Below are 19002 nucleotides of genomic sequence, written 5' to 3'. Positions count from 1 at the left end.
GGTGGAGCAGTCTGCCTGGGGCATTCTTCCGTTGGTATGCTTTGCTTGAGGCTATTATAGCAAAATCCGGGTAAAATTTCAATACTAAATGATATTTTTTTGTTTATTCCTTAATCAATCTTCTGGATATTGACTACCATGGCCTTTGGCCGGGTCATGGCTTCGATGGAATATTTTACTCCCTGGGTACCCATTCCTGAGGCTTTTACACCTAAAAACGGGAAATGGTCGGGGCCACGCTCGGTTTTATTATTAATCTGTACGGTCCCCACCTCCAGGTGGTTGGCAATATAGAAGGCCTGATTGATATTATTGGTAAAAACAGAGGACTGAAGGCCGTATTCTGAGGCGTTGGCGATCTCGATGGCTTCCTCCACGCTCTTTATCCGAATAATGGGCAAAACAGGGCCAAAGGGCTCTTCCCATGCGATTTCCATATCTTTGGTCACATGGTCTAAAAGCGTTGGATAAAACAGGTTTTTCTCGCGTTTATTCCCTGTCAGGAGTTCCGCCCCCTTGTTCAGTGCGTCATCCACCAACCCCTGGACAAAATCCGCTGACTTATCGTCAATAAGCGGAACCACCGCAGCGTTCTTCCAGGGATCACCAACGTTCAGCTTTTCGACACGGGCTTTCAGCTTTTCAGCCAGGGCGTCTGCCACTTCCTCCTGTACGAGAATCCGCTTTACTGCGGTGCAGCGCTGTCCTGAGTAGGAAAAGGCACCGGACACAATATTATTGGCCGCAAAATCCAGGTCTGCGTCGGGCAAAACCACAGCGGCATCCTTGCCGCCCAGTTCCAGAAGCAATGGCACCATCTCGGATATTTTTGAGATATGGCGTCCCACCTCGGTGCTTCCTGTAAAGTTGATAAAGTTAATCCCCTTGTGTGTGACCACATAATCGCCGATTTCACTTCCCCGGCCGGTTACGGTATTCAGCACGCCGGTTGGCAGGCCAGCCCGGTTGAGAATTTCCACCAAATGCAGTGAGCTGATGGCTCCCTGGGTTGCGGGCTTTAAAATCACGGTATTGCCGCCGATGAGTGCCGGTGCGATTTTTGACATGGCCAGGTTAACCGGATAGTTAAAGGGTGAGATGGCCAGAACCGTGCCCAGGGGAACCCTGGTCACATAGGAGATTTTGTTGCGGGTGCCGCCTGGAAAATTATCGCCACTGATGGCTTCGCCGGCCATGCTCTTTCCCACGTCGGCGGTATATCTTAAAAAGTCCGCGGTGCGCTCGATCTCGGAGCGGGCTGAGGCCAGATCCTTTGCGACCTCCTGCACCAGAACCTCTGCCATCTCGTCCAGATGCTTTTCAAAAAGATCCGCGGCGGCATAGAAAATTTCAGCCCGTTCATAGATGGGCATTTCGGCCCATGCCTGAAGGCTGTCCTTTGTGCTGGCAATGGCCTCATCCACCTCTTCTCTGCTCATAGCCGGTATCCGGCCCACCAGAGAACCGTCAATGGGCGATTTAATGGCAAGGGTCTGCCCCTCATCATTTCCGTCTATCCATTCTCCATTCAGGTAGCGCTTATAAACGCGTTCTTTCTTATCATTTATATCAAAAATTCTGTCAAAAAACATGCTTGCTCTCTCCTTTCGGTATTTCTCTCTATAAGATACCCTTTTGGAGAATAGACAAACGCAAAACTTTATCTGCACCGGCAATAACCATAAAAAAGCCCCCGGATTCCATATGGAGCCCGGGAGCTTTGTACTTTTAGCTTAGATTAGAATTCCTGCGCAGCCATGCGTTTGTAGCCTGCATAGCGTTCTTCAGCTTCTTCCTGTGCTTTTTCATATAACTGATCAGCAACTTCTGGGAAGCTTAAACGTAATGAGGTGTAACGAACTTCGCTGTTGATGAAATCCTGGAATTTACTGAAGTCTGGTTCTTTAGAATCCAGTGTGAATGGGTTCTTGCCTTCGGCTTTCAGCATTGGGTTGTAACGGTATAAGTGCCAGTAGCCGCATGCAACAGCATCTGCTTCATGAGACTGGGTACGGCCCATACCGCCCTTGATACCGTGGTTGATACATGGCGCGTAAGCAATGATCAGGGATGGACCCGGATAAGCTTCCGCTTCCTGTAATACCTTCATGTACTGGTTCTTGTCAGCACCCATGGCAACCTGGGCAACATATACGTAGCCGTAGGTAGCTGCCATCATACCAAGGTCTTTTTTCTTGATTCTTTCGCCGGATGCTGCGAACTGTGCAACGGCACCGGTCGGAGTAGATTTAGAAGCCTGACCGCCAGTGTTGGAGTAAACTTCTGTATCCAGAACGAATACATTGATGTCTTCCTTGGAGGCTAATACATGGTCTAAACCGCCGTATCCGATATCGTAAGCCCAGCCGTCACCACCGAATACCCATACGGATTTCTTGACATAGTGATCTGCGTTGTCCTTAACGAATTTCAGTTTATCTGCCAGTACCTGGTCGTCTACAGAGTAGCCTTCCAGAGCGGTTTTTAATTCGGCAGATGCTTCTTTAGAACCTTCTGCGTCATCTTTATTTTCAATCCACTTGTTTGCGGCTGCTTTAACTGCTTCAGGTGCAGTTTCCGCGATTGCTGCTAAGTAGTTCGCAAGGGTTTCTCTGATCTTGTTGCTGGCCTGTAACATACCGAAGCCATATTCTGCATTGTCTTCGAACAGGGAGTTTGCCCATGCAGGACCCTGACCCTTAGCGTTCTTGCAGTATGGTGTGGATGGTGTGGAAGCGCCCCAGATTGAAGAACAGCCGGTAGCGTTGGCGATCATCATGCGGTCACCGTATAACTGGGTAACAGCCTTGATGTATGGTGTTTCACCACAACCAGCACAAGCGCCGGAGAATTCAAGCAACGGCTGGCAGAACTGGCTGCCCTTAACGGTGTATTTATTCATGCGGTCGTCTTTAACTGGAACAGTTGTGGCATATTCCCAGTTAGCAACCTGATTTTCCTGAGTTTCAAGAGGTTTCATTTCCAGAGCTTTTGTCTTAGCCGGACATGCGTCAGCACAGTTGCCGCAGCCTGTACAGTCTAATACACTCACCTGGATTCTGTACTGTAAGCCATCGAACTGTTTACCGTTCGCTTTGATGCTGTCAAAGCCTTCCGGAGCAGCCGCTTTTTCAGCTTCGTCCATTAATACTGGGCGGATCGCAGCGTGCGGGCATACGAAGGAACACTGGTTACACTGGATACAGTTTTCCGGAATCCACTGCGGTACATTTACAGCGATACCACGTTTTTCATAAGCGGAAGAACCAGCCATGTAAGTACCATCTTCATTGTCGACGAAAGCGGAAACTGGAATGCTGTTGCCTTCAAAGCGGTTAACCGGGCGCAGGATTTCCTTAACGAATTTTGGTTCATCTTTGGCTTCTACTGCTTCGTCCTGTGCATTTGCCCAGTCAGCAGGAATTTCTACCTTGGTTAAGATATCCGGGTTGATACCAGCGTCAACAGCTTCATAGTTCATATTGACGATCTTGTCACCCTTCTTACCGTAGGATTTCATGATCCCTTCCTTCATGAACTTAACCGCGTCATCAATTGGAATGATGTCGGCCAGTTTGAAGAAGGCTGCCTGCATGATGGTGTTGGTTCTGCGGCCAAGACCGATTTCTTCTGCAACCTTGGTTGCGTTGATGATATAGAACTGTGTATCATTTTCAGCCATGTAGCGTTTCATGCTTGCTGGTAAGCGTTCGCCCAGCTCATCGACAGACCAAACGGTGTTCAGTAAGAATGTGCCGCCTTTTTTCAGCCCGTTTAACAGGTCATACTGGTGTACATAAGCCTGTGTAGAGCAGGAAATAAAGTCAGAGTTAACGATCAGGTATGGTGACTTGATCGGCTGTTTACCGAATCTTAAGTGAGAAACGGTGATACCGCCGGATTTCTTGGAGTCATAGTCAAAATAACCCTGAGCGTATAAGTCGGTGTGGTCACCGATGATTTTGATGGAGTTTTTGTTGGCGCCGACGGTACCGTCAGAACCCAGACCCCAGAATTTACAGCCCTTGGTTCCTTCTGGAACAGTGTGGATATTATCTGTTACTTCCAGGCTGGTGAAGGTAACATCATCGACGATACCGATGGTGAATTTATCTTTCGGTGTATCTAATTTCAGGTTGTCATAAACAGCCTTGATCTGGCCAGGAGTGGTATCCTTGGAGCTTAAGCCGTAACGGCCCGCAATAATCAGAGGCGCGTTTTCCTTGCCGTAGAAAATGGTGCAGACATCCTGGTATAAAGGATCGCCGAGAGCGCCAGGTTCTTTTGTTCTGTCTAAGACACAGATACGTTTAACATTTTTTGGTAATGCTTCAAAGAAGTATTTTTCAGAGAAAGGTCTGAACAGGTGTACTTTCAGCACACCAACCTTTTCGCCCTGCGCAGCCAGGTAGTCAATGGTTTCTTCAATACAGTCTGTAACTGAACCCATTGCAACAATGATGTTTTCAGCATCCGGATCGCCGTAGTAGTTGAACGGGTGGTATTCTCTGCCGGTTTCTGCGGAGACTTTGTCCATGTATTCTGCAACGATGTCTGGAACAGCGTCGTAGAATTTATTGCAGGCTTCACGTGCCTGGAAGAAGACATCGCCATTCTGGGCGGTACCTCTTGTTACAGGGTGTTCCGGATTTAAAGCGTGGTCTCTGAATGCCTGAATCGCATCCCAGTCAACCATTTTCTTGTAAGCTTCATAATCCATAACTTCAACCTTCTGAACTTCATGAGAGGTTCTGAAGCCGTCGAAGAAGTGTAAGAACGGAATTCTTGATTTGATGGCAGCTAAATGCGCAACGCCGCCTAAATCCATGACTTCCTGTACAGAACCGGTGGCCAGCATAGCGAAACCAGTCTGGCGGCAGGCCATAACATCGCCGTGGTCGCCGAAGATTGATAAAGCGTGAGCAGCCAGTGTACGGGCAGATACATGGAATACGCCTGGTAATAATTCACCGGCGATTTTATACATATTCGGGATCATTAATAAAAGACCCTGAGAAGCTGTAAAGGTTGTTGTTAAAGCACCGGCAGCCAAAGAACCGTGGACTGTACCAGCGGCGCCCCCTTCAGACTGCATTTCAGATACTTTGACGGTTTCTCCAAAAATGTTTTTTCTTCCCTGTGCAGACCAGGCGTCAACGTGTTCAGCCATTGGGGAAGACGGGGTGATTGGGAAAATGCCAGCTACTTCAGTAAAGGCGTATGCCACGTGAGCAGCAGCCTGGTTCCCATCCATTGTCATCATTGTTTTGGACATGATATTCCTCCTTAGAAATTAAGCATTTAAAAATGTATTAATTGTGTATAACAAATTTTTACCTTTAACGATTATAACACAATTCAATTAGGGTGTATACACACCTTTTCGGATAATTTTTTGTCCTGTTTTCCGTACAGAAATCTCTGTTAAAAATTTGACAGGTAAAATTTTGATTTCGGGTATTTTTTGGACAAATTTTGACGCCTCTTCGCCGTTTTGAACAGGTTTTCAGCGCCATTCTTTTCACTTCGCGCTTAAAACAGCGCTTCTTTCCATTTTTCAGGCATCCAGCTCTGCTATTTTCTTCTCGATGGCCTCGATGACGGTTTTCAGCACCTTGATGCGGGCGTAGTATTTGTCATTGCCCTCCACCACGATCCATGGCGCGTTTTCGGTCGAGGTTTTTAATAGCATCCGGTCCACAGCCACCACATAGGCGTCCCATTTTTCGCGGTTGCGCCAGTCCTCATCGGTGATCTTCCACTGCTTGTCCGGATCGTTTTCCCTCTCCTTGAAGCGCTTCTCCTGTTCGTCCTTGCTGATGTTCATCCAGAATTTCAGCGCCACTGCCCCAAAATCGGTCAGCTGTTTTTCAAAATCGTTGATCTCCCGGAATGCCCGGCGGTAATCGTCGGCAGTGCAGAAGCCCTCGATGGGCTCAACCATCACCCGGCCGTACCAGGTGCGGTCGTAGATGCTGAAATGCCCGCGCTTGGGCACCGTTTTCCAGAAACGCCATAACCAGTTATGGGCCAGCTCCTCGCTGGTGGGCGCGGCAGTGGGATAAACACGGTAGCCCCTGGGGTCCAGGTTTTCGCAAAGGCGTTTGATGGCCCCGCCCTTGCCTCCGGCGTCCCAGCCCTCAAAGCCGATAATGACGGGGATACGGCGGCTGTAAATCTGATACTCGAGATCCCGCAGCTTTTTCTGGCATTTTTTCAGTTCTTCCCTGTAAGTCTCCCGGTCCATGCACTTGTCCATGTCCACAGATTCCAGCACCGGGGTGCGGTATGGGTCGTCCTCTGCTGAGATAAGGGGCTGTAGCACTGGCTTTTCGGCGTTTTCCACTTTCTCGATTTCCTTTTCCAGCCGGAACGCAAGGGTGTTGTAAATTTTCAGACAGGCGTAGTCCTTATGATGGCCCTCCACCAGGGTCCATGGGCCGCAGTCGGTATCGGTGGCCTCCAGCGCGTGATTAAGCTTTTTATAAAGCTTATCGTAGTTTTTATTTTCACGCCAGTCCTCCCCGGTCACGCGCCAGCTGGTGGATGGATTTTCCTCCAGCTTTTCAAAGCGCTTTTTCTGCTCCTTCTGGCTGATATGGATAAAAAACTTAATGATGACTGTCCCGTTTTGTGCCAGAACCTTCTCAAAATCATTGGCCTGGTGCAGAAGCAGCTTCAGTTCACCCTTGTCCAGCTTTGGCCGGTGAACAAGATCGCTGTAATAGCTGCGGTCAAACAGGACCATCCGTCCCTTTTCTGGTGTTTTGGTCCAGTAGCGCCACAGCAGGGGCCGGTTGATTTCGTCATCGTTGGGCTTGATGGCATTGTATACCACAAAGCTTCTGGGGTCCAGCGGGATCATCAGGTCGTTGATCAGCGTCCCCTTGCCCGCAGCGTCCCAGCCTTCAAAAATAATCAGTACGGGTATTCCCAGCTCCTTTATCCGGCGCTGCAGGGCGCCCAGCTTAATGGAGAGGGCATCTTTTTCTTCCTTGTAAACCGCTTTTTCAACTTCAACATCAAGATTTAATTTTTCCAGCATACGCATCGCTCCTTCATCGGGATTTTATTGCACGATCGCTTCTATTATATACGGTCAATCTAAAATTTTATATAAAAACCGACTAAAAAAGACTTGTTTGTCGAAACAAGTCTTTTCTCAAATGCTGATTTATTTTTGATAGCTGTTAAATACTTCTTCCAGATTATCCTGAGAAAGGGTCTTCATCAGGTATTCGGCATATTCCGCGCCGGTGGCGCCGGTATCCCGGCCGGTAATTTCCAGCTTCTTTTCAAAATTGCCGCAGATGTCCAGAGCCATCTGGAGCTTTCTGGCTTCGTCCATATAGCCGATGTGTTCGAGCAGCATGCCGGCAGCGCGGATAATGCTGCAGGGATCTGCGTACTGGCCGCGTCCCTCGTCGACCATTCTCGGCGCTGAGCCGTGGATGGCTTCAAACATGGCGTAGCGCTTGCCGATGTTTGCAGAGCCCGCAGTGCCAACACCGCCCTGGAACTCAGCCGCCTCATCGGTCAGGATATCGCCGTAAAGGTTGGGCAGTACCATCACCTTGAACTGGGAACGGCGTTTTTCATCGACCAGCTTGGCGGTCATGATGTCAATATACCAGTCGTCCATTTCCACTTCCGGGTATTCCTTCGCGATGGCCTTGGCGGTATCTAAAAACTTGCCGTCGGTTGTTTTGATGACATTGGCTTTGGTGACCACTGTCACCTTATTTTTACCGGATTTTTTCGCGTAGTCAAAAGCCGCGCGGATGATTCTCTCTGAGCCCTCCTGGGTGGTGACGGTAAAGTCAATGGCCAGGTCGTCATTGACATGGACGCCCTTGCTGCCGACTGCGTAGCCGCCCTCGGTGTTCTCACGGTAGAAGGTCCAGTCAATATCCTTTTCGGGAACTGAGACCGGACGCACATTGGCGAACAAATCCAGCTCGCGGCGCATGGCCACGTTGGCGCTCTCGATGTTCGGCCATTTATCCCCTTCTCTCGGGGTGGTGGTTGGTCCTTTTAAGATAACGTCACATTCCTTTAATTCTGCCAGGACATCGTCTGGAATGGCTTTGCCGCAGGCTGCACGGTTTTCGATGGTCAGGCCGTCGATTTCCTTAAAGACAACGCGTTCCTTTTCCACGTCATCCTTTAACAGAAACGCCAGGACCTTTTCGGCCTCCGCGGTAATGAAAGGTCCGATACCGTCGCCGCCGACAATCCCGATCACAATTTGATCTTTAGACGCATAGTCGACAAATTCGCTTTCGGCTTTCATGCGGTCAATACGCGTAAACTGTTCTTCCAGAATTTTACCAAAATGTGCTTTTGCTTTTTCAATCTCTTCTAAATGTTTCAAACCCAATGTCTTCCTCCAGAATCTCTATTTTATTTAAAAAACTAAGCCAGGCTAGTCTTGAAATCTTAACTTGTAGTACAGCTTGCGCGGAGTATGCTCGCAAACCATCTCTTTAATGGCAACACCCTTATCCACCGCTGTGACCACCCAGCTTTCGCGGTGCCTGGGCGGGGTAATGGTGAGCGGGAACATGTGCTTGACAATCATGTCTGCCTCTTTATCGTTGATATTAAAATATTTCCTTGCGTTTTTAAGCGCTGTCTTGGGATGGCTGAAGCCGTGCATCTGACGGATACGGTCAAATCCCCTGCCGTCTTTCTCATTATCGCGCCAGTCCTGGAAAAAGAAGTCGTGCAGCAGCGCGCCGCGCGCCACTGAGACATAGTCAAGGCCCAGCTTTTTGGCAATGAGGTATGAGTTGTAGCCAACCGCCACCGAATGCGCGTAAAGCCCATTGCCATGGTGGTCGATGTCTCTCAGCTCCTGAAATTTAGGATGATCGATGATGTCACTGACGATTTCCAAAAATTCTTCACTGTATTTTCTTTTATATATATATTCCAAATGTTCTGCATCTCACATTCTTTGTTATTTTGCTTACTCTGTCTGAATAAAGCTTTGCACTTATTATACCACACTTTTTTAATTTTAGATAAAAAATTGTATACAGCAACGTTTTCATAATCATCTTCGCTTAAATCGGTTAAGAATCCTCCGCCCCTATTCTATTTTAAAGAAAAAGGTGCTATTATTAATCATAACATCATATGCAAGGAGATTTAACATGAAATTCAAGGACCTACTACTCGGCACCGCGGCCTTTACCTTTGCCGCCTCCACAGCCTTTTTCGCCTGTGTTCTGAAAAAAGGCCATGATTTTGAGGAGAGCATGGATAAGACCGGAAACGCTCTGGACCAGTGCGTTATCTGCGGCGGTAAAAATAAAATCGTGGGTGACGTGCCCATGCAGGATATGAAGATCGGCGTTTTCTGCGGCGGCATGAGTGTTGACCTTTCCCAGGTGAAAGCCGACAAAAAGCAATACGATCTGGACATTGAGGTGAGAAATGGCGGCGTCAATGTGATTATACCGGAGAACTTTAAGCTGAACGTGACGGATCGCTGCCGTATGGGCGGTATCTGCGACGATACCAGGCATCCCGAGGGCGACGGCATGGTCGTGCTCACCGTTTATGCCGACGTCTGCGGCGGCGGCCTGCATTTTGAAAATCCCATCAGTGTCAGCGAGACCATTGAAGCGGATGACGAAAGGCTGACTGCCTGCCCCTGCGCACCGCTGGCCTGACCCAGATAAGCTTAACCCGAGATCGGCGCAAAATTGTGCCGATCTTTTTCAGGCTGTCAGAAAGACACGCTGCCCGGGGCTGCGCCTTTTATCCAGATAAGAAAATGACAATTTTTTATACTTGACTATTTTTATCCACATTGCTATAATGAGTTTATAAATTTGAAAGGATTACATTTGTGCTGATTACGAGAGAAACCGATTATGCATTGAGACTTGTACGTTCTCTGGCCGACGGCGAGCGCCGTTCTGTGAGCCAGCTTTCGGACGAGGAACAAATACCAAAGGCCTTTGCCTACAAAATCATCAAAAAGCTGGAACGCGCCGGCCTGGTGAGTATCGCCCGCGGCAGCGAAGGCGGCTGCAGCCTTAATAAGCCAACCAGCGCCATATCTCTGTATGATCTGATGTGCGCCATTGATGGAAGCTGTTCTCTGTCCCCCTGCATGGAATCGGGCTATCGCTGCGAATGGTGTGAAAAACACGGCAGCTGCTGTTTTCATAATCACCTCATGGTTATCCAGGAAGAGCTCAACGACCGATTGAAGGCCAGTAGCTTAGAAGAAATTTTAAAATGCGGGTGACCGCATGGTTTTTTCGGCAATATTGGACAAAAATTATCCAATATATGGTATTGATTCATTTATATTTCAAGGAGGATCTATGATGTTATTTAAAACGACCGAGCAGCATGAAGCCCTGCGCAAAAAAATTCGTGAGTTTGCTGAAAAAGAAGTGAAGCCCCATGCTTTTATGATGGACAAGGAAAATATGTTTCCGGACGAAGCCATCAGGCAGCTTGGCGCAATGGGCGTAATGGGTATCCCATTTGAAAAGGAATACGGCGGACAGGGCCTGGACGTTTTGAGCTATGCCATTGCCGTTGAAGAGCTCTCCCGCGTCGACGGCGGAACCGGCGTTATTCTGTCGGCGCATACCTCACTTGGGACCTGGCCCATTGCCGCCTTTGGAAACGAAGCGCAAAAGCAAAAATATTTAATCCCCCTGTGCAAAGGTGAAAAAATCGGCGCCTTTGGCCTGACGGAGCCAAACGCGGGCTCCGATGCCGGCGGAACCGAAACCACTGCCATTGACAAGGGTGACCACTACCTGCTCAACGGCAATAAGATTTTCATCACCAACGCGCCAAAAGCCGACACCTACGTTATTTTCGCGGTCACCACACCTGATATCGGAACCCGCGGCATCTCCGCCTTTATTGTTGAGAAGGGCTGGGAAGGCTTCACCTTCGGGGATCACTACGACAAGCTGGGGATCCGCTCCTCCTCCACTGCCGAGCTGGTTTTCAATGATGTGAAGGTTCCCAAGGAAAACCTTTTAGGCGAAGAGGGCCAGGGCTTTAAAATCGCGATGGCAACCCTGGACGGCGGCCGGATCGGCATTGCCTCCCAGGCGCTGGGGATCGCCCAGGGCGCTTTTGAGGAAGCGGTAGCCTACGCCAAGGAACGTGTTCAGTTTGGCAAGCCCATCGGCTTCCAGCAGGCCATTTCCTTTAAAATCGCAGATATGGCCACCAAGCTGCACACTGCCCGACTGCTCATCTACCAGGCGGCTGAGCTGAAGGAATACCACGAGCCTTACGGCATGGAATCTGCCATGGCTAAACAGTATGCCTCCGATATCGCTCTGGAGGTCACCAATGACGCCCTTCAAATTTTCGGCGGCACCGGCTACCTGAAGGGCATGGAGGTTGAGCGGATGTACCGCGACGCCAAGATCACGACCATCTATGAAGGCACCAACGAAATCCAGCGCGTTGTCATCGCCTCCCATATTCTGGGAAAGCCCCCAAAGAAGGCCGGCGGCTCCGGCAGCGCGCCTAAAAAGCCCGCGCCCATCACCGGCGTTCGCAAGCACATTATTTTGAAAGACGGTGATATTCAGGCAAAGGTTGACGCCCTGGTCGCGGCGCTTGAAAAAGACGGCTATGATTTCTCTGTCGGGATTCCCATCGACACCCCTATTGTCGACGCTGAACGTGTGGTTTCGGCCGGTGTGGGCATTGGCGACAAGAAAAACATGAAGCTCATCGAAGATCTGGCAAAGGCCGCCGGGGCTGCCATTGGCTCCTCCAGGCCAGTGGCTGAAACCTTAAAATACGTGCCCCTTAACCGCTATGTGGGAATGTCGGGACAGAAGTTCTCAGGCAACCTGTATATTGCCTGCGGTATCTCCGGCGCGATCCAGCATCTCAAGGGGATCAAGGACGCTTCCACCATTGTCGCCATCAACCAAAACGGCAACGCGCCGATCTTTAAAAACTGTGACTATGGCATTGTAGGTGATGTGAACGAGGTTCTGCCTGTTTTAGCCAAAGCTCTGGGCACCGGCGAGAAAAAGCCCGCCCCCGAAATGGTCAAGATTAAAAGGCCAAAGGCGCCAAAGCCGACGCCGGCTGGCCCGTCCTATATCTGCGGCGGCTGCGGCTATGAATATGTTCCCGATCTGGGTGATCCGGAAAATGACATCGCTCCGGGCACATTGTTTGAAAATGTTCCGGAAGACTGGGTTTGCCCGCTGTGCGGCGCCGAAAAATCTGAATTTATTATCGCCAAAAAGGAGGCCTAATCAATGTATGCAGTTAGAAATGTAACCGAGGACTTAATCTGGGTTGGGGCCAACGACCACCGCCTGGCCCTGTTTGAAAATGTCTATCCCATTCCGCGCGGCGTCAGCTACAACGCTTATGTCCTGCGCGATGAAAAAAATGTACTCTTTGACACGGTCGACTGGTCGGCCTGCCGCCAGCTCTTAGAAAACCTTGAGTTTGTTTTGGAGGGTGAATCCCTGGATTACCTTGTGATCAACCATCTTGAGCCCGACCACGCGGCCAGTATAGAAGAAATCCTGATCCGATACCCGGGGATTAAGATCATCAGCAATGAAAAAGCCTTTTTGTTCATGCGCCAGTTTGGCTTTCACGTCGACGACCATGACTGCATAGTCGTGGAAGAGGGCGATACCTTCTCCTTCGGCAGGCACACGGTCACCTTTGTTTTCGCGCCCATGGTGCACTGGCCCGAAGCCATGGTCACCTTTGATGTGACAAACGGGGCTCTGTTCTCTGCTGACGCCTTTGGTACCTTTGGCGCCCTGGATGGCAAGCTTTTCGCTGACGAGGTGGATTTTGACCGTGACTGGCTTGACGACGCCCGCCGCTACCTGACCAATATTGTCGGAAAATACGGCCCCCATGTACAGCTTCTGCTGGGCAAGGCTGCCGGCATTCTTGACAAGATCAAATTTATCTGCCCGCTTCACGGGCCGGTCTGGCGCGAGGACCTGATGTATTTTATCGAAAAATACGATTTATGGAGCCGCTATGTGCCGGAGGAAAAGGGCGTTATGATCGCCTACGCGTCAATGTACGGCAACACGGAAAGCGCTGCCCAGGCCCTGGCTGCCCGTCTCTGCGACAAGGGCATGACCAATGTGGTCATGTATGATGTGTCCTCGACGCATGTATCCCAGCTCATTTCTGAAAGCTTCAAATACAGCCACCTGGTTCTCGCCTCGACGACTTATAACCTCGGCATTTACCCGGCCATGCATAACTTCCTGATGGACATGAAGGCCCTGAACGTGCAGAACCGTACGGTCGCCATTGTGGAAAATGGCTCCTGGGCTCCCTGCTCCGGCGATTTAATGCAGGAATTTGTCGAAAATGAACTGAAGGACATGACCGTCATCAATGACCGCCTGTCCATGGCCTCTGCTCTCCATCCTGAAAAAGCAAAAGAGCTTGACATGCTTGTGGATGCGATCCTTGAATCCATGGAATCACCCGAAGCATAAAAGTCATAAAAAGATCGGCGCAAAATTGCGCCGATCTTTTTGTATCTCTTTTTTACACCATGGCGACAGCTCTTGCCGGTGCGCCGCCAAAGCCCTGGAGCTTGAGCGGGAAACAGCAGAAGTAAACCCGTTCATATGCCATCACCTCATCGGGAAAGTCGATCTCTTCCAGAAGCCATACTTCCTTTGAGAGCAGAACCACATGGGGCTGCGGCCCCTTATCCGGTCCCCATCCGCCAATGCTCAGGCCGTCGATGCCAACGCCCTTTACACCTTTTTCATGCAGCCATTCTGCGCCTTCGCCAGTGAGGTAAGGCCATTGGTAATAGTATTCCTTTGTCATGGCTCTCTTCTTGCACCAACCTGTGTTCATGAGGACAATGTCCCCCTCCTTGATCTTGTCCGCGTAGGGTTTCAGGTGCTCGCTGGTAATGCCTGTATCCGGCGCAATGCCCCGGAGGTCAATGATTACCGCTTCGCCCTGGAAGCCCTCAATGGGCATTTCATCAATCTTCTTGCCTTCCGGGAAGAAATGGAAGGGCGCGTCCAGGTGGGTGGCGGTATGGGCGTTCATCTTAAAGACTTCTGCCGTAAAGCCGTCCTTTGGGTTAATGGCCTCATAGGTCACCTCTGTGAGCTCATAGGTGGGCCATCCCGGACAATTGTGAAATACCGGCTGTGACATGTCAAACACTTTTTCAAACTTCTGCATCATAAATACCCCCGTATTTTAATATATTTTTGCAATGCTTACATTGCCTGCAAACTTTAGGACTCGCGCTTGAAATTGGGCGCGTACTCTACGGCCAGGCGGATAGCCTCAATCATGCTGACCGGGCTGGCGATGCCCTTGCCCGCAATGTCCAGCGCTGTGCCGTGGTCTACCGAGGTTCTCAGGATAGGCATCCCGTTGGTAATGGAGATGGTGCGCTCAAAATCCACCATCTTGGTGGCGATGTGCCCTTGATCATGATACAGGGAGAGCACCGCGTCATAGCGGCCGTTTAAGGCCTGGTAAAAGACGGAATCCGCGCCGATGGGGCCTTCAATGTCAATGCCCCTGGCTTTGGCTGTCTCAACCGCCGGAATCACATGGTCGACCTCCTCGGTTCCGAACAGGCCATGCTCACCGCTGTGGGGATTTAAACCTGCCACGGCGATTTTCGGGTTCTTAACACCCAGCACCTCCAGCGCTTTCACACAGTCGTGGATAAATGTGAGCAGGCTGTCCTTTGTCACCAAATCACAGGCCTTTCTCAGTGAGACGTGGCGCGTGAGGAAAAACACGCGCAGGTTCCGGACCTGGAACATGGTCAGCGGATTCTCTGTCCCTGTCAGGGCGCCTACGATCTCGGTATGCCCGATGTAGGGCACCTCTGCCAGCTTCAGGGATTCCTTGTTGATGGCCGTGGTGGTCAGTACGTCTGCCTTGCGCTCAAGGCACAGCTCTGTGGCTTTTTTAATATACTCATAGGCCGCCTGTCCGGTCATGGCCTGGATTTCTCCGATTTTGAGGGTGTTCATGTCAATGTTGTCAAGGTCGATGAGGTTTAGAACACCGGGTGTGTAGTCGCCGTTTGCTGGCTCCTCGATACATTTGATCTTTAAATCCACACCGCTTACGCGGATGGCGTCCTCCAGCACGTCCTTATCGCCCACGACCACACAGCGGGCAATGTCCTGTATCATCTTATCGGCCAGGGCCCGGACGGTAATCTCCGGTCCGATGCCTGCCGCGTCTCCCATAGGTATTGCAATGATTGGTTTCATTCTCTTACTCCTTTTCGGCTAATTTTATCTGTAAATAGGACATGGCGCTGCGCAGGGTATCCACCCTTCCGGCCAGTCCGCCTTTTGTCACAATGGGCAGGCCGCTGTAAGGGCCGCCGATCAGCTCCCCGTACATGGTAAAGGGCTCGATCTCATCCAGCACGCAGATGCCCGCGCTTTCCAGGGCTTCGCACACGCCCAGGGTAATGTCCCCGCCGCTGGTGTAAAGGGCCTGTATCTCGCGGCTGTGGGCCTCGAGATAGGCGGCGGCCAGCTCCGCGATGGCTGCCCCGATGCGTTCGGACAGGGTTTCGACATCACAGCCGAAGCGCGCTGCGGTCTCCCTGAGGTCCAGCACATCCTCTTCCGCTCTGGCGGTCATAAAACCCACAAAGTCACTGTGCTGCGCGCAGGCGTCCAAAGCTCTGAATATTCGCTGTTTTTCGGCGTCTCTGCGGTTTTCATCCAGCAGGGCCAGCACATCGGCCTGCACCAGCTCGGTTTTGAAAAAAGCTTCAAAGGCTGCTGCCTGCTGTCTGACAATGGGCACCACGCTGCCAATGGCCATGAGCACGCGCTTGCGGGTGCGCTGTTTTTTTTCCGCGTTCAGGCAGGCCAGCGTCAGCGGCCCCGGGTCCACCGTTATAAAGGGACAGCCAAGGGCTGTGCCCGCCTGGGCAATGGCGGTGATATCCTCCCCCGCCACCGCGTCAAAGCTGATGATCCGCACGCCCTGCCGGATAAGCGCTTCCGCTTCTCCCCGGATGGCTTCCGCTCCCCTGGACACGATATCCATACCAACAGTGCCGACCGGGTAGCGGGTCTGTTTTTCCAGTATAGCCTGGACCGACGACAGGGTCACCGGGCATTTAGGGTCTCTGCTGACCCCGGTACGCTCCAGCAGGTTTCCCTCAATTAAGAGGTAGCCTCCGGCCACCAGCTTATCCACATCCGGGTAGGCCGCGCAGACAAGAGCGACGGCTTCACCGCCAAGGGCATCCAGCAGGCCGTCTGTCTCGGCGCCGATGTTGCCCCGCAGGGTGCTGTCGATCCGTTTTTGATAAAAGCAGCCCTCAGGCAGCACAAAGGCCTGCGCAGTCCTTTTCACCCTGTCATAGGCCGCCCCCGCCCCGATGCCCCGGCTGTCTGTGCTGACAGCCACGGCGTCATAGTCTGCTAAAACCTCAGGCCCGACCGGTACGCCGTGCCGAAAGGTCGCGAAACGGTAGCCGTTTTTTCTGAGGAGGGCCCCGGTAACATTGGCCCCGGTCAAATCGTCGGCGATGATTACTGCCCTTGCCATCTGCTCTTTCCTCCTATGCTTTAATCCATTCGATTTCTGTTTCCATAAGCTGCGCTTCGCTCTCGGGGTCCAGCCCCGCATCGGTGATAATCCGGTCGAAGCGGTCAATTCCGCAGATTTTGGCAAAGCTGACCCGGCCAAACTTTGAGCTGTCCGACAGCAGCACCTTTTCTCTGGCGCATTCCAGAATCTGCTGCTTCAGCGCTGCCTTTTCCATGGACGGTGAGCTCACGCCTTTTTCCACATCCACAGCGCTGGCCCCCAGAAAGGCGATGTCTGCGTTGATGCCTTCAAAAAAGGCTTCAGCGTGTCCGCCGAGGCATACCCCCACATCCTTCTGGACATGGCCGCCCGTGCAGTGGACGTCCACAAGAGGCGCATCCAGCAGCCTGGCAGCAATGAGGATATCATCGGTCACCACGCTGATCTGCTTCGTACCGCGGGCCAGCAGCAGAGCCAGCTCCATATTGGTGGTGCCAGCGTCCAGCACAATGGTCTGTCCGTCCTCCACCAGTTTTTCGGCTTCCCTGGCGATGCGCTTTTTCTCGGCCTGATAAGCGCTGGCTTTTTTGGAAACCGCGATTTCCTCCACCAGCCCTTCCTTTACCACTGCTCCGCCAAAGGTACGGGTAATGCGGTCGTTATCCTCCAGGTATTTCAGATCCCTGCGGATGGTCGTGGGCGTGACCTCGAGCTTCTGGGCCAGCGCCTCAACTGTGATGCTGCCGTTTTTCTCAAGGTTTTCGATTATTTTTTCTCTTCTCTCTATTGGAAACATGGCTTCCCTCATTATCCGGTCACACTTGAACCGGTCATTCTGTTCAACTATGATTATCTATGCTTTCTTTTGTTTATCATAACGCATTTTCAGGGTGTTGTCAATTCAAAAAGAACATATTTGATCATTTTTAAGCATTTTCAAACACACCTGAACGCAAAATAAAAGGCAGACGATCAGCTTTGTGCTGACCGTCCACCGCTTATACAAACTCAGCGATCACGATCTCGTTTCCGTCGATATCCTTTAAACGGACCTCATAAGTTCCCCAATCATACCGGACAGCTTCCGACAGGGAGACCCCTTTTTTCTTCAGGCTTTCCATTGTTAAATCAAGGGTTTCTGTTTGAAATACAAAGGATTGACGCCCGGTCGGCTCTACGCCGCATTTTTTGCAGTCCCATATGCAAAGAGTGGGCGCGTTTTCCATAAAACCAAGATAAACCCCATTTGAATTGTCATCATCGGTCTTAACAAAGGGGATCTCCAGCATTTGCGTATAAAACGCGATCAGCTCTTTCGCTTGCTCAGAAAAAATATTTGTGCAGTAGTATCCTGTTATCATCTTTCCACCATCCTATCATTTTTTTATTCAATCACAAAAGCATACAATCTCCAGTCCAACGCATCGGCAGAGAAGGCCAGCGCAGCGCAGACTCCTGCCCACATTCTACCATAAGCCGCCTCCTCCGTCTATTCTGTTACCGCCCTTCCCCCGCTGTTGTCAGAAAGCACGCCGAAATCAAAGCGCGAACAGCAAAACGGCATCGCCAAAAACTGGCCATGCCGTATGCTGTGACAATACCGCTTTATTGGGAGCTTCCCCTTGGGCATATTGTCTTTTCCATCATGATTATTATTGCTGAACCTGGCTTCTGTCCGCCTTATAGGCTTCACAGATCAGGTAAACGCCGTAAAAACACAGGGCTATTGCTGAAAACATACACATCCCTCCTTTTCGGCTTTAAAAACAGCTGCCTCGTGGAGCTGCCGGATCATTCGTCCTCTGGATCACCAGGTCTGCCAAAGCCGCCAAAGGGTCCAAAGCCCGGGCCGCCCTGCCCAAAGTGATTTCCAAAGGAGCGGCCGCCCATCCTCATGTTCATGAGCCGCTCGAACTGTTCTTTACCCATACGCTCACAGGCGCCGCGCATCCATTCTCTGGTGCCGTCATTCATGCTGTCGCCACACTTTTCCTCAAAGGCTGCGATCATCCGGTCCAGGTATGCGTTAAACTGGTCTTGTTCCCCGGGCGACAGGCAGTCAAAAATTCCGGCGTCGTCTGTCTCGCTGTTCTGGTCCTGGGCCTGCTTTCCCTGCTCGGTCAGGCGGACAAGCATAACCCTGCGGTCTGTCTCTGAGGGTACGCGGGTCACGTAGCCTTTTTTTTCCAGCTTGTTCAGCAGCTCGTTCAGGGACTGCTGCCGTATGCCCAGCAGATAGGCCAGGTCCTTACTGCTGATTTCAGGCTGTATCCTGAGCATGGCCAGCACTCTGCCCTGGCCCCGTGTCGGGTCCCCCACCGGGCCGTTTTTAACATGATCTTTCAGGCGGCTGCGCTGTATCAGCCACTGAAGCCTTGACAGCTTCTCATATAATTCCATCTCTTTTTCGTCCATTTTGTGACCTCCTTTAATTTATAACAGGTACCTTAT

15 protein-coding genes are annotated in these 19002 nt (G+C 51.1%); 4 read left to right on the top strand and 11 right to left on the bottom strand.

Annotated elements, in window-relative coordinates:
• Positions 1-110: 110 nt before the first annotated feature.
• The 5 genes from FYJ53_RS07045 to FYJ53_RS07025 form a co-directional block, all read right to left on the bottom strand.
• Positions 111-1592 (bottom strand): NADP-dependent glyceraldehyde-3-phosphate dehydrogenase, encoded by a 1482-nt coding sequence (locus tag FYJ53_RS07045; RefSeq protein WP_013379835.1) that lies wholly within the window; start codon positions 1590-1592, stop codon positions 111-113.
• Between the two features lie 146 nt (positions 1593-1738).
• Positions 1739-5275, bottom strand: a complete 3537-nt coding sequence (gene nifJ / locus FYJ53_RS07040; RefSeq protein WP_013379834.1) for a pyruvate:ferredoxin (flavodoxin) oxidoreductase — start codon at positions 5273-5275, stop codon at positions 1739-1741.
• 282 nt (positions 5276-5557) lie between these two features.
• Positions 5558-7045, bottom strand: a complete 1488-nt coding sequence (gene pap, locus FYJ53_RS07035) for a polyphosphate:AMP phosphotransferase (protein WP_013379833.1) — start codon at positions 7043-7045, stop codon at positions 5558-5560.
• Positions 7046-7174: 129 nt separating this feature from the next.
• A complete protein-coding gene (locus FYJ53_RS07030) occupies positions 7175-8380 on the bottom strand; it encodes an isocitrate/isopropylmalate family dehydrogenase (protein ID WP_013379832.1) in 1206 nt (401 codons plus the stop codon).
• Positions 8381-8425: 45 nt separating this feature from the next.
• Entirely contained in the window at positions 8426-8938 is a 513-nt protein-coding gene (locus FYJ53_RS07025; protein WP_013379831.1) for an HDIG domain-containing metalloprotein, read from the bottom strand.
• A gap of 220 nt (positions 8939-9158) precedes the next feature.
• Between FYJ53_RS07025 and FYJ53_RS07020 the strand changes: the two genes are divergently transcribed.
• The 4 genes from FYJ53_RS07020 (at position 9159) to FYJ53_RS07005 (ending at position 13496) form a co-directional block, all read left to right on the top strand.
• The gene (locus FYJ53_RS07020; RefSeq protein WP_013379830.1) at positions 9159-9680 is read left to right on the top strand and encodes a hypothetical protein; all 522 of its coding nucleotides are present in this window, start codon (positions 9159-9161) and stop codon (positions 9678-9680) included.
• A gap of 179 nt (positions 9681-9859) precedes the next feature.
• Positions 9860-10264: an Rrf2 family transcriptional regulator gene (locus tag FYJ53_RS07015; RefSeq protein WP_013379829.1), complete on the top strand. Its 405-nt coding sequence runs from the start codon at positions 9860-9862 to the stop codon at positions 10262-10264.
• Positions 10265-10346: 82 nt separating this feature from the next.
• Positions 10347-12269, top strand: a complete 1923-nt coding sequence (locus FYJ53_RS21720) for an acyl-CoA dehydrogenase family protein (RefSeq protein ID WP_081474191.1) — start codon at positions 10347-10349, stop codon at positions 12267-12269.
• A gap of 3 nt (positions 12270-12272) precedes the next feature.
• The gene (locus tag FYJ53_RS07005; protein WP_013379826.1) at positions 12273-13496 is read left to right on the top strand and encodes an FprA family A-type flavoprotein; all 1224 of its coding nucleotides are present in this window, start codon (positions 12273-12275) and stop codon (positions 13494-13496) included.
• Positions 13497-13548: 52 nt separating this feature from the next.
• On the opposite strand, the gene FYJ53_RS07000 is transcribed toward FYJ53_RS07005, so the two are convergent.
• The 6 genes from FYJ53_RS07000 to FYJ53_RS06975 all read right to left on the bottom strand — a co-directional run bounded on the left by FYJ53_RS07000 (position 13549) and on the right by FYJ53_RS06975 (position 18966).
• Positions 13549-14211 carry a cyclase family protein gene (locus tag FYJ53_RS07000; protein ID WP_013379825.1) on the bottom strand — a complete coding sequence of 221 codons (663 nt, stop codon included), beginning with the start codon at positions 14209-14211 and terminating at the stop codon, positions 13549-13551.
• A 53-nt stretch (positions 14212-14264) separates the two neighbouring features.
• A complete protein-coding gene (gene pdxA / locus FYJ53_RS06995; protein WP_013379824.1) occupies positions 14265-15266 on the bottom strand; it encodes a 4-hydroxythreonine-4-phosphate dehydrogenase PdxA in 1002 nt (333 codons plus the stop codon).
• Between the two features lie 4 nt (positions 15267-15270).
• Positions 15271-16569 (bottom strand): four-carbon acid sugar kinase family protein, encoded by a 1299-nt coding sequence (locus tag FYJ53_RS06990; protein ID WP_013379823.1) that lies wholly within the window; start codon positions 16567-16569, stop codon positions 15271-15273.
• Positions 16570-16582: 13 nt separating this feature from the next.
• On the bottom strand, positions 16583-17347 hold the full coding sequence (locus tag FYJ53_RS06985) for a DeoR/GlpR family DNA-binding transcription regulator (protein ID WP_013379822.1): 765 nt from the start codon (positions 17345-17347) through the stop codon (positions 16583-16585).
• 202 nt (positions 17348-17549) lie between these two features.
• On the bottom strand, positions 17550-17912 hold the full coding sequence (locus tag FYJ53_RS06980; protein WP_013379821.1) for a VOC family protein: 363 nt from the start codon (positions 17910-17912) through the stop codon (positions 17550-17552).
• Between the two features lie 430 nt (positions 17913-18342).
• Positions 18343-18966, bottom strand: coding sequence for a MarR family winged helix-turn-helix transcriptional regulator (locus tag FYJ53_RS06975; RefSeq protein ID WP_013379819.1), 624 nt, complete (start codon positions 18964-18966; stop codon positions 18343-18345).
• Positions 18967-19002 lie beyond the last annotated feature (36 nt).

It is taken from the genome of Eubacterium sp. BL-380-WT-2B (genome assembly GCF_009696115.1).
GTDB lineage: Bacteria > Bacillota > Clostridia > Eubacteriales > Eubacteriaceae > Eubacterium > Eubacterium callanderi.
Note: the sequence above shows the minus strand (reverse complement) of the source record. Positions and strands in the feature narration are given on the sequence as shown.

Coding starts and splice junctions, on each gene's coding strand:
- nifJ (WP_013379834.1), bottom strand. CDS start 5,275: ATGTCCAAAACAATGATGACAATGGATGGGAACCAGGCTGCTGCTCAC.
- pdxA (WP_013379824.1), bottom strand. CDS start 15,266: ATGAAACCAATCATTGCAATACCTATGGGAGACGCGGCAGGCATCGGA.
- FYJ53_RS07020 (WP_013379830.1), top strand. CDS start 9,159: ATGAAATTCAAGGACCTACTACTCGGCACCGCGGCCTTTACCTTTGCC.
- FYJ53_RS07045 (WP_013379835.1), bottom strand. CDS start 1,592: ATGTTTTTTGACAGAATTTTTGATATAAATGATAAGAAAGAACGCGTT.
- FYJ53_RS07005 (WP_013379826.1), top strand. CDS start 12,273: ATGTATGCAGTTAGAAATGTAACCGAGGACTTAATCTGGGTTGGGGCC.
- FYJ53_RS06980 (WP_013379821.1), bottom strand. CDS start 17,912: ATGATAACAGGATACTACTGCACAAATATTTTTTCTGAGCAAGCGAAA.
- FYJ53_RS21720 (WP_081474191.1), top strand. CDS start 10,347: ATGTTATTTAAAACGACCGAGCAGCATGAAGCCCTGCGCAAAAAAATT.
- FYJ53_RS06975 (WP_013379819.1), bottom strand. CDS start 18,966: ATGGACGAAAAAGAGATGGAATTATATGAGAAGCTGTCAAGGCTTCAG.
- FYJ53_RS07000 (WP_013379825.1), bottom strand. CDS start 14,211: ATGATGCAGAAGTTTGAAAAAGTGTTTGACATGTCACAGCCGGTATTT.
- pap (WP_013379833.1), bottom strand. CDS start 7,045: ATGCTGGAAAAATTAAATCTTGATGTTGAAGTTGAAAAAGCGGTTTAC.
- FYJ53_RS06985 (WP_013379822.1), bottom strand. CDS start 17,347: ATGTTTCCAATAGAGAGAAGAGAAAAAATAATCGAAAACCTTGAGAAA.
- FYJ53_RS06990 (WP_013379823.1), bottom strand. CDS start 16,569: ATGGCAAGGGCAGTAATCATCGCCGACGATTTGACCGGGGCCAATGTT.